Origin of the sequence: Microcystis sp. LEGE 08355 (assembly GCF_015207185.1) — a bacterium.
Classification (GTDB): domain Bacteria; phylum Cyanobacteriota; class Cyanobacteriia; order Cyanobacteriales; family Microcystaceae; genus Microcystis; species Microcystis panniformis.
Genome location: NZ_JADEXI010000110.1, coordinates 1 through 10,719, shown reverse-complemented (window position 1 = coordinate 10,719; position 10,719 = coordinate 1). Strand labels below are relative to the sequence as shown.

Here is a 10,719-nt window from a genome sequence, read left to right as displayed (position 1 = left end):
TCTTTTGGTATTAACCTATTAGTGCTTTAAGTCCTTTCGTGTATGAATTTCAGCTACTTTTGAGCGTAGTTGCTCTCATCGAATTTTATTTTAAGTTAATTATTTGCATAACAATTCCCGAAGAGCCGATTTTTTGTTCGTAGTGACGACTTTAGTAGTCCCTGATTATAACTGGGTTTTGCCAACGGAATTTGAGATGACTGAGATTCTATGTTTAACCCAAAGACTGCGAAAATACTTTTCAGGGTGGGTAATGATGTTTTAGTAAAGCCATTCTAATTTTCTGACTAATTCTGGCATGACTTCTTTTTGATCGCGATATTTATGGATTCTTTGTAAATTCTCATTTTGTTTTAAATTTTTGGCCAATTTACTCGGTAGATAGGCAGAATAAATTAATCCACCATTATTGGAAAATTCCTCAGTCATTGCTGATATCCAAGGAAAAGGAGGCTCTCCAAAATAACTAAAATAGAATGGCTTTGACTGCTCAAATATTATATCATAAATGCCAAAGTTGACCCAGCTAGTAATAAACAATGTTCTTTTGAGTGGATTAATTCCTTCGCTAACAAACCTGTTGATTTTTTTTGTGCCTCCTTTTTCTTCAATATATTTTTGGGTAGAGAAAAAATTCATATTTAATTCTTGAAAATTATTAATTGATTCTCTTAAATCTTTAGCTATTTGGAAAACATTAACAGTATCACTAGCTGCAACATTAATCGTTGAAATAAAGTTTCCCAAAAGATTTTCTGGTAATTCTATTCGGGATCTATAGTTAATTATTATTGACAGGTATCTTTCTTTATGATATTGATCGACTTCGGAGATTATACTAGACAGATGCGCGCACAATGCATCATTTATAGACAAACTTTTTTTGGTATTTTCTAAAAATGCTTGTTTCATATTATTTAATTCATTTTTTGAAAAATAAAATTGTAATAAAAACTTATTTTGTCCAGAAGAAAATATGTAAAATATTAATTTAAACAATTCTTTAATGCTTAAATATCTAACACTAGGAATAGTGTTGTTATTGTCTTTTAATTTTTCTTGGAGATACAAATCTCTTTCTTCAACAATTAGTGGCGCAGCATATTTTTTCCCATTTACTGAATTTGACCAAGCTTTCATCAGTTGCATAAATGTGTGCATATCGCCAATAGAATGATGCCAGGAAATCCCAAGACTCATTCCTCCACAAGCAAAATAGGTCAGTTTTATAGTCATTACAGGGCTTTGGTTAGATATTACTTTTTGGGGATTAATTAGATTAACAAGCCTTTCTTTCTTGATTTTTGGAAGGTCCTCAATAACATGATCTAATGAAGAGTCATCTTTAGTAATTGAGAAAATTATTCCTTGATTGTTAGCATCTATACATAAATTGTTGTTTATTTTTTTCAATCTCCCTGCAAAAATGGAAAAATCACTTAACACTATTTTTAACGAATCTGTTAATATATTGGACTCAACACTTTCTTTATAGAAGAAGACAACACTAATAGGAAGATTAGCAAATAACTGATCTATGATACCACAAGTTATTACCTGTTGAATATGGTGATTGCTTTGAACCATAAAGGTTTCTGATTTCATCACTAACTTCGTAGCCTCCGTGAACGCTTACAGACATCTCAGCCTAATTATATCTCTTTTTTGCCATTTTTAAGCGGCGATCACTAGCTACGTCGATCAAACCTGCCAGTTTTTAGTCGCACGAGTAATGGAGACGGAAACTGCAGCCGCAGTCAACCAGGTTACTCAGTCCGCTTTTGCCAGCCTACCGACTCAGGAGGCGTGATCTAGGTGTGACAAGCGCCGCATCGCACCTTCGGCGTGAACCCAACAAGGGCATGGACGAGTAGGTTGAATTGTCCTGCCCTCAACAAGTAGCCCGCAAGACTGAACAAGTAGTACGCTTGACATTATGACATCACGCCGCTACACTATAATTTTGGGGAGGAGTGGGACAGTTCTGCAAAATTCCTCTCTGGCAAAGCGAATGGAGTTTAGTTCGTGAAAAATAACGTTAATCTTAACTCACTGATGAAACAGGGAGAGTACGCCAAACTCTTGCGTCCCTTACTTCCTGATGAGGCTTTTGTTCCTGACCTTAACAAGGTCTTTATTTTAGGGATTAATGTTGCCATTTTGCTTCTAGGTTGGGGAACTGCGTCCTACCTTGATCGATGGCCTTGGTATTTTCTCTGGTTATTTGTTCCCTTAGCTTTAATTATGGGCAATAGTATCATGGCTTTGATGTTTATTACTCATGAACTCATGCACTGTAAAACCATCAAAAACCGATTTTTAAGACAAATCGTGAATCAATTAGGTTTTATGATGACCTGGCTACCTCCTACTTTTTGGAATGCACTTCACAATCGCCAACACCACCAAAACACTAATAGCCTTAAGGACCCTGATCGCCGTTATTTGTTCGAGCAACCTAATAGTTGGGGAAAATTAGTTCAGGAGTGGTTTGTTCCGTCTTCAGAAATCAAAACATTGAGTTTAGTTTTAGGAACGTGTAATGTCTGGGGTATCTATATTTTTCGCAATCTTATTTCTGTTATTTTATTTAATGATGAGTTATTGGGGTATGGACCGGCTCCCTTTAAAGTCTATCCCAAAGAACGAAAGGTTATTACAATTGAACTACTAATTATTTTTATAATCCATCTGAGTATTATTATTTTTTTACAATTTCATCCTGTAAAACTTTTACTCGGTTATTTTTTACCAATATGGATTGGTTATACTGGGATTATGTCTTACCTTTACACCCATCATATGCTTTGTCCTATGTCGGAAACTGATGATTGTCTAATGACTACACTCTCGGTTCGCGTTCCTCGGATTGTTGATTATCTTCATGTTAATTTTTCTTATCATACGGAACATCATGTTTTTCCGACAATAAACTCAGATTACTATCCGCTTGTGCAGCAGCTTTTAATAGAAAAATTTCCCGAGAAGCTTAACCTTATTCCGATACAAGAAGCATGGCGCTTAATGTTACAAACCCCTATCCACTATAAAGATGAGACTACCTTTACTGATACCTTAGGAACTCAATTAGTTACCCGTCCTAAACCTTGTTTAACCAAATAACCAATAGGAAAATAAAATGTTTCAAATTTCTGGAGGATTATTACGCCGACTCTTAATGGGTCGCTCCGTTGAATTATTTAATAAAAAATGGAATACAGATTTTCCTGAACCTGAAACACTCGGCAGACAGCAAGTAAAAAAGTCAGCTTTTGGCTTTCTTGGTGGCTATAATAAAGCTCTTGAATTTGGTTTTTCTCCGTTACTCATCAGCGAACTAGATGGATACAATCGTAACCTACGGGGATTTGCTTACGAAGGTGCTGGCATGGGTTTAGCAATGATTGACTACACTGCTTTGGGTAAGCGTTCACGACTTCAAGAATTTTTGGAAAGACCTGCCGCTCAATATCCCGAACTAATCCATGTAGGTGCTGGTTTTAGTATTGCCCTACTCCATAAAAATATTCATAAAACTTTATCGCAAATGCCTCCTTTCTATCGTTGGTGGGCTATAGATGGTTTTGCCTTCTGTCGTGGAATTTTTGAATGGAAAAAATGTGTCATCCACCAAGTCACTTATGGCCTTGATGGTTATTTTTTAAGAGCATTTGATCGTGGGCTAGGTCGTTGGTTTTGGTTCATGCACGATGCAGATGTAATGCGAATTGTTGATCAATTACAAAATTTTCCTGACTCCCGTCATGCTGACCTTTGGAGTGGAATAGGTTTAGCTTGTACCTATGCTGGAGGAGTGAATCAAAAACAGATCGAGTTTTTAAAAGAATCAGCAAAGTCTCACGTTTCTTATTTAGCATTAGGCTCTGCTCTAGCTGCTAAGTGTCGTTTAACGGCTGATAATATCGTTGAACATAACGATTTGGCTTGTTCTATTCTCTGTAATATGTCAACTGAAGAAGTTGGACAATTAACCTTACATATTGCCAAAGAAATAAAGATTGATCCCGATGAATCAGTATTAGTTGAACAGCCGATTTTTGAAACTTGGCGTGAAGCCATCCGTTCCCAATTAACGCGGTAAACTCTCAAAAATCCTGCTAGAAAATCATGAATTATGAATGATGAACAGGAGAGAAGGGAGAGATAAGCTAAGACGCATTTACAGTTTCCCGTTCCCTTATCCCGCCCCATAGACTAATTTAGATGCTTAACAGCTTAGTATAGTTCGTTAATTCCAAGGGTGTAATTTAGGTTGATATTGATAGGTCTTAAACTCTTGGCGCATCTTTTCAATAAAAGTTTTATGGTTTAATTGACGAACTTTAAACCGATAAATTTTTTCACCAATAGCAATGTAAAAAGAATAACTTAATAATTGTGTAACTCGTATCCATGTTTTAGGAGCAAATCCCCCCCAAATTCCAAACCCTTTAAAACGAAGCTTTAAATAAAAAACAGCCAAAAAGAAAAATGTATTTTTTAAACAAAGAAGCACATTGCATTGATGAGGGTCAAGTCTTGAATTTTCTAAAAAATTATCAAAATATTTGCTAGGTCCATAACCCCAAAGTAATTGATCAGTTCGAGCAAAATCCATAATCCCTAAATTGGCATCACACTCCACCAATTGATCAAATTGTTGATGCAAATCAGAAAAAAGACTATTTTGGGGACCAGCCAAAAATTCAATTGCTTTGATATGTTCATTGATAAAGTGGAAATCCAGAAACCATTTACCAATATACATAGGCACTAAGTTACCAAACCAAAACATATTTTCCATATAAATCCGCCAACTCATTACACTAGCATGACCTAAATGTTTTTCGTGATTTTGGTAGAGCCGACTATATGAAGTAGCTGTCGCCACCATAAATTTATTATACATATCTTGCTTCTTCTCAGCTTCAGGTTCTTTGGCTAATTTAGCTCGAATTACTTCAGTCACACATTCAATTCCCAGTGCTGTTACGACTAACCCAGGAGAGTATAATGGGTCAAACATTTGAGCAGCATCACCAATAACATACCAGTTATCTTGGGAAAGATGTTGCTTGCTATTATGAGCCAAGCGAGGAAGATAATTAAAATCAATACATTGCCCACTCTCGATAAGATTATAAACAATTTCGTGGTTAGCTTTAAAAAAACTTTTTAATTTTTCTGAGGTATTGATTTGGTTGGCTGCAATAGAATTTTTATGGTGTACCAAGCCGATAGATATTTCTTTTTGTTTGGTATCAATTGGAAGAACCCAAATCCAGTGTCCAGTTCCAAAAAAGTGTTTGGTACTATAGTAACTACTAGCTGTCCCGTTAATTTTATTGTAAATATTATCAAAAATATTGAGATCAATGTTCTTAACTCGAAGCCAAGCAGAACCCGTATTAATACCAGTCATATCTTCAGAGTCTAAAATTACATTATTAAGTTTTTTCCCAATAATAAAACGACGGCCAGCTGCATCAATAACGTGCTTAGTTTTTAACTCGATAGATGCTTGATCGAGTTTTACGGTTACCGTATGTAATTGATCACAAGGAGTTAATTCTACATCGATAACACGGCCATTATAGAAAGTTGCCCCCATCTCCTGTGTCATTTGGAGAACATCCTGCTCAAATTTAGCTCGATTAATATGAAAACTATCAATTAAAGGGGTACGATTAAAACCCATATGATAATAATCATTGACGCTCTTGGTCTGAGCTTGGTTTTTAGGCCAGTGATAGTTTAGTCCATACTTAGGTGCGTGATTCTCCAGTAAATATTCATGGAGAGCTAACTCTTTACACATAAACATTGAACTAATTTCTACAGTTGATTCGCCAATTTTCAGATCTTTAATTGACCTTTCTGGACTCCGAGGATCAATAATTGCAACTTTAATGTTGGGGAGGTTTAATAACAAGTGCCTCGCTTGACAAATTCCCGCAAAACCGGCTCCCATAATAAGAACATCATAAACTTGCTGTTGAGTTTTATTCATGAATCTTTTTCCTTTTTTGACTAAAAGTTTTCTTGAAAAATCTAAAGAAGACTAAACACTTAGTTGCTTATGCCAAGGATTTAACTTAGGTTGATGTTGATAAGCTTGAAACTCTTCTTTCGTTTTTTCAATCATCGTATTATCAGGAACATTACGATGATTAAACAAATAGATTTTCTCGCCAATTGTTGCCATTAAGCAGAACAATAAAAGTTGCATGATTCGCCAAGAACAACGGGGAGCTAACACCCCTAAAACGCCATAAGCTTTAAATCTAAGTTTAATATAGAACATGGCCATAAAAAATAGAGCTGTTTTCATGCCAGCATAAACATTGCAATGTTTTGGCTCATATTTTTCGCTTTCAAGATAATCATCAGCGTGTTTTAGAGGACCGTAACCCCACATTAATTGATCCATGCGACTATAATCCATCATTCCAATGTTAACTTTGCGTTCAACTAATTGATCAAACTCCTCATACATCTGTGAAAAAAAGCTCTTCTTACTAAAGAAAAAAATATCACCAATGGCTAAATATTTCTGGATAAAGTCAAAATCTAAAAACCACTTACCGACAAACATAGGAATTAAAACTCCAAACCAGACCATGTTCTCAAGATAAATTCGCCAACTCATTACACTGGCATTTCCCAGATGTTTTTCATGATGACGATAAACTTGATTGTAAGAACGAGAATTGGTGACTAAAAATTTATTGTACATCTCTTGTTTTTGTTGAGCGTCAGCATCATTGTTTAGCTTCGCACGAATAACTTCTGTAGTAGATTCAATACCTAAAACTGCTAATACTAAACCTGGAGAATATAAAGGATCGAACATTTGAGCAGCATCCCCCAAAACATACCAGTTATCCTCAGAAATAATTTTTTTACTATTATGAGCGAGTCTCGGTAGATGATGAAAATCAACTATCTCACCACTTTTAATAATATTAAAAACAATGGTTTGATTGGCCTCTAGAAAACTGGTGAATTTATCTAAAGTATTGATTTGATTGAGAGGAATAATGTTTTTATGGTAAACAACTCCAATAGATAATTCTTTTTCATTTCTGTCAATAGGAAGCATCCATATCCAATGACCATGGCCAAACCAATGATTCGTTGTGTAGTAACGGCTAGCACCACCATTTGAAGGCCGATAGTTATCATAGTAAATGCTACGATCTACATTTTTAACGCGCAGCCACGAAGAGCCAGTATTGATTCCATAAAGTTGCTCAGGATCGAAAATTAAATTATCCGTTTTTTTGCCAATGATAAAGCGCCGACCAGCTGTATCTATCAGGTGTTTTGCTTTTAGTTCTATTTCTCCTTGATCGAGTTTAACTTTGACAGTATGTAACTCATCTTTGGGAGTTAGTTCTACATCGACAACACGACCATTATAAAATTTTGCCCCCATCTCTCGGTTCATCTGTAAGACATCTTGTTCAAATTTAGCTCGATTGATATGAAAGCTATCAATACTGGGAGAACGGTTCATCCAAATATGAAAATAGTCATCAGGCGTTTGCGTTTTTTCTGGATTTTTTGGCCAATGAAAACTGAGTCCGTACTTGGGTGCGTGGTTCTCAATCATATATTCATAAAGTCCGAGTTCTTTAAACAGAAAAATAGCGGTGATTTCAACCGTTGATTCCCCTATTTTTAAATCTTTGACCGACCTTTCAAGAGAGCGAGGATCAATCAGCGCAATTTTAAGGTTTGGAATATTTAATAGCAAGTGTCTAGCTTGGCAAATACCAGCAAACCCGGCTCCCATGATGACAACATCATAAACTTGTTCTTGACAAATTTTTGAGGGGGCAATGTCCATTTGAGCAAAATTCATATTTTTTTTACCTTCCTTTTAAGTTTAGGTTAACTGTACTTTAAGAGTGCTTAAAAACTCAAGTTTTCCTTCAAGCTTGTGCCTTTTCTCCCCAAGGTTGTAGCTTAGGCTCATACTTATAATTTTTAAAATCTTTTTTCATTTTTTCAACGAAGGTATTATCGGGAAGGTGACGGGTCTTAAATAGATGAATTTTTTCCCCCATGGCCAGGTAAGCAGATAAAGACAGGAGTTGAAAAACGTAGAAAAGAGAACGAGGAGATAACATTCCTAAGATTCCATAGCTTTTAAAACGAAATTTAAGATAATAGAGGCTCAGGTAAAACATAGTTGCTTTCATTCCTGCAAAAACATTACACCGTAGGGGTTCAAACTTAGTATTTCCTAAATAATGATCAAACTCTTTACTGGTTCGATAACCAAATAACAGTTGATCATTGCGGGTAAAATCCATTAAGCCAATATGAACTTGATCATCAACTAACTCATCAAAGTGTCTATGCAAATTATTAAAAAAACTATTTTGAGCAAAAAATAAAAAGTTGGCTATCTTCACAAAATGACTGATAAATTCTGAGTTGAGAAACCACTTACCCACATACATCGGCAATAAAACACCAAACCATAACATGTTTTCACTATAAGTTCTCCAACTCATGACAGAAGCATTTCCTAAGTGTTTCTCATGCTTTTGACAAAAGAAATTATAGGTTCTAGCATTCGTCAATAAAAACTGATTAAAGTCAGCTTGTTTTTGCCGAGCGTCTGGTTCTTGAGCTAGCTTGGAACGAATTGCTTCAGTGACACTTTCAATACTCAAAGCAGTCAAAACTAACCCAGAAGAATAAAAGGGATCAAACATATGAGCAGCATCACCTAAAATATACCAGTTGTCTTGAGAGATTATTTTTTTACTCATATGAGCTAATCTGGGCAAATTATGGAAATCAACTGTCTCACCACTTTCGATAATGTTGTAAACCAAATTATGATTAGCCTTTAAAAAGGCTTTAAATTTATTGATTTTATTGATTTCAGAAGTCGGAATAATATTTTTATGATAAACAATCCCGATCGATAATTCTCTTTCATTCCTTTCAATTGGAAGCATCCATATCCAATGCCCATGACCAAAAAAATGATTCGTTGTATAATAGCGACTAGCAGCACTATTAGCAGGGTCATATCCATCGTCAAGAATTGTCCGATCTATGTTTTTAACCCGCAGCCATGAAGAGCCGGTATTAATTCCATAAAGTTGCTCAGGATCAAACATTAAATTATCTGTTTTCTTGCCAAGAATAAAAGAACGACCAGCTGCATCAATAAGATGTTTAGCTTTCAGTTCAACTGTTTCTTTAGCTAGTTTAACTTTAACAGTATGCAACTCATCTTGAACAGTTAAATTTACATCAGCAACACGACCATTATAGAATTCTGCTCCCATTTCTAAATTCATTTTCAGAACATCTTGCTCAAATTTAGCTCGATTAATCTGAAAGCTTTCCAAAGGAGGTGGACTGGCTGTCCAGATATGAAAGTAATCTTCACAACTTTCGGTTTGAGATTGATTTTTTGGCCAATGAAAACTGAGTCCATGCTTAGGACAATGATGTTCGATGAGGTATTCGTAAAGCCCTAACTCTTTGTACATAAACATCGAGCTAATCTCGACCGTTGATTCTCCTACTTTTAGGTCTTTATCTGACCGCTCCAAGGAGCGAGGATCGATTAAAGCAATTTGAAGATTGGGAACCTTTAGTAAAAGATGTCTTGCTTGACAGACACCGGCAAATCCTGCCCCCATAACAACGACATCATAAACTTTTGCTGGTACAGACACTAGATTTTCACTAACATTCATTAACTGCTACCTCTTCATGTAACCGTTGCAGGGGGAGGTCAGGGGGCTAACCACAAAAACATCACCTGCTGCTGATTTACTATATATAATCGTTCAGGGGGACGTGTCAAGTAGCTAACCACAAAAACACTAACTGCTTCTGACTTAGTGTAACGGTTCAGGAGTGGGGTGTCAAGTAGCTGACCACAAAAATACTTCCTGCTGCACTCTGAGAGCCAAAGCTAATCTGCCGGAAGCTGCACCGAAGAAAAATTAAGGTCGTGTAGGGGTTGCTATTGGGGAGTAAATCTTTGACAGTGCTGTCCGGCTTCACAAAGCTCTCTAGGGAGACTATTTTTTGATTAGTCCTCGTACCACTTCACTAATTGGTATGGAAACTTTTCCCGGTGGTGATTCGGTAGTAGTGATGGCGGCTTAATCCTTTGCTTTGCTGTGCATTGTAGTCATGGATAAAATACGAAAGGGTTCCCCAACGTGATTCTCCATTTTTTTAGAGAAAGATAGACTCTCTCTCACCAGCCGAGAAATCCTTTGTCGAAAGGTATTATTTAATCTTTCAATAGGATTAGTTTGACCAGTTTCTTGACCGACCGGTCGATGACGTTTACTGGGAATTACTGTCTTATATTACTCCCAAAAGTCTGTGTAAGCAACCGCGCATTGTCGGTAAACACCTGGTAAACTGGCCCCAAAGTTTTTTGGCTGATTGACGACTCCTATCTCCGCGCATAGCAACCAATAATTTCTCGCGTAGTTCTATCGATAGCTAACCAAATATATACCTTGATTTTCTGACAAAATACGAATGACCACCCTTCGGCTTCTCTCAGGGTAAATAACTCATCGCATTCTATGATTAATGGTTCTTCGTTACTTGGTATGGTTGGATAAGGTGGCATAAATCGACTAAATCCTTATCTGGCAAGAGACTTAATTGATTAGTTCGCTCTAGATAAAAGACAATTGAAAAAAATCGCCAAATGCCTTT

At 36.2% G+C, this 10,719-nt stretch carries 6 protein-coding genes and 1 pseudogene; 2 read left to right on the top strand and 5 right to left on the bottom strand.

The features are described 5' to 3' along the window. Nucleotides 1-261: 261 nt before the first annotated feature. On the bottom strand, nt 262-1,605 hold the full coding sequence (locus IQ242_RS07960) for an acyltransferase (RefSeq protein ID WP_193959590.1): 1,344 nt from the start codon (nt 1,603-1,605) through the stop codon (nt 262-264). Nucleotides 1,606-2,025: 420 nt separating this feature from the next. On the opposite strand from IQ242_RS07960, the gene IQ242_RS07955 reads away from it, so the two are divergent. Beyond that, nucleotides 2,026-3,123, top strand: a complete 1,098-nt coding sequence (locus tag IQ242_RS07955; protein ID WP_002766668.1) for a fatty acid desaturase — start codon at nt 2,026-2,028, stop codon at nt 3,121-3,123. Nucleotides 3,124-3,139: 16 nt separating this feature from the next. Then, a complete protein-coding gene (locus IQ242_RS07950; protein WP_002766667.1) occupies nt 3,140-4,102 on the top strand; it encodes a DUF1702 family protein in 963 nt (320 codons plus the stop codon). 147 nt (nt 4,103-4,249) lie between these two features. Here IQ242_RS07950 and IQ242_RS07945 read toward each other — a convergent pair whose 3' ends face one another. The 4 genes and pseudogenes from IQ242_RS07945 to IQ242_RS25975 form a co-directional block, all read right to left on the bottom strand. Further along, nucleotides 4,250-6,010 (bottom strand): NAD(P)/FAD-dependent oxidoreductase, encoded by a 1,761-nt coding sequence (locus IQ242_RS07945; protein ID WP_193959589.1) that lies wholly within the window; start codon nt 6,008-6,010, stop codon nt 4,250-4,252. 51 nt (nt 6,011-6,061) lie between these two features. Then, nucleotides 6,062-7,867 (bottom strand): NAD(P)/FAD-dependent oxidoreductase, encoded by a 1,806-nt coding sequence (locus IQ242_RS07940; protein WP_193959588.1) that lies wholly within the window; start codon nt 7,865-7,867, stop codon nt 6,062-6,064. 70 nt (nt 7,868-7,937) lie between these two features. Continuing rightward, a complete protein-coding gene (locus IQ242_RS07935) occupies nt 7,938-9,731 on the bottom strand; it encodes an NAD(P)/FAD-dependent oxidoreductase (protein ID WP_193959587.1) in 1,794 nt (597 codons plus the stop codon). A 361-nt stretch (nt 9,732-10,092) separates the two neighbouring features. Further along, nucleotides 10,093-10,591 (bottom strand): annotated as a pseudogene (locus IQ242_RS25975) (IS1 family transposase); the annotation flags it as partial. Nucleotides 10,592-10,719 lie beyond the last annotated feature (128 nt).

Coding starts and splice junctions, on each gene's coding strand:
- IQ242_RS07940 (WP_193959588.1), bottom strand. CDS start 7,867: ATGAATTTTGCTCAAATGGACATTGCCCCCTCAAAAATTTGTCAAGAA.
- IQ242_RS07935 (WP_193959587.1), bottom strand. CDS start 9,731: ATGAATGTTAGTGAAAATCTAGTGTCTGTACCAGCAAAAGTTTATGAT.
- IQ242_RS07950 (WP_002766667.1), top strand. CDS start 3,140: ATGTTTCAAATTTCTGGAGGATTATTACGCCGACTCTTAATGGGTCGC.
- IQ242_RS07945 (WP_193959589.1), bottom strand. CDS start 6,010: ATGAATAAAACTCAACAGCAAGTTTATGATGTTCTTATTATGGGAGCC.
- IQ242_RS07960 (WP_193959590.1), bottom strand. CDS start 1,605: ATGAAATCAGAAACCTTTATGGTTCAAAGCAATCACCATATTCAACAG.